Below are 793 nucleotides of genomic sequence, written 5' to 3' on the forward strand. Positions count from 1 at the left end.
CTGGAAACTATTACAAGAGCCACGCAAGCAGCAATTATTAAAGAGCTGCCACTAAAGATATCGCCTGTATATGCATAAGATTACTGTTTATATATAAAAACCGAGGGATTTCCTCGGTTTTTTGTTTCTATCTAGCCCGTTTTAAAGGCTAAGCCCATATGAAGAGCTTTCTCGTTTTACTTAAAGCTTGAAACGAGTCGTGAACATTAACTGATCACCGTAGAAATCATTGATACGAACTTCTGCACCTAGAGAGAATAGTTCTGTAGAGTGGAAACGCACGTAAGCAGAACCGATCCAATCATCTTTATCATCGATAGAAACGTAACCGCCTTTGCCGCCAACTTCTAGTTGTGGGCCAAGCCATTGACGAACACCAACGTTGAATTCCATACCAACATCAGGAGAGCTTTTCGCTGCTGGTTGAACTATACGAGCTAGCATTTCACCCGTTAGATCTGCCCAGTTGTTAATTGGAGCGTGGAAACCAAGACCTACAGCAGAGTCGTAATCGCCTTCAAATTCTGAATCGATACGCGCTACTGCGTGAGCATTCGGGTGGATTGACTTACTGAACGCACCACCAAATGTAATTGGGCTCGCACCGATACGAGCGTCAAAGTAATCGTAGCTAAAGTTGCTCATTACTTGTGCTTGTTCATTTGGTTGTCCATCGACAGCTAGTGCTTGGCTAGAAGCCAATAGCATAGCGGTAGTAAGTAGAATTTTGCGCATAACGACCGTAAACCTTTATTAGTGTTGATCCCTTTGGTTTGATAAAAAATAGCCAAAC

Annotated in this window: 1 protein-coding gene; it reads right to left on the minus strand. The window is 42.7% G+C overall.

What is annotated here, in order from left to right; genetic code table 11:
* Positions 1–180 precede the first annotated feature (180 nt).
* Positions 181–735, minus strand: a complete 555-nt coding sequence (locus AB4653_RS27280) for a hypothetical protein (RefSeq protein ID WP_009847060.1) — start codon at positions 733–735, stop codon at positions 181–183.
* Positions 736–793: the final 58 nt, after the last annotated feature.

Source organism: Vibrio sp. 10N.222.48.A3 (assembly GCF_041475345.1).
Lineage (GTDB): Bacteria > Pseudomonadota > Gammaproteobacteria > Enterobacterales > Vibrionaceae > Vibrio > Vibrio tasmaniensis_A.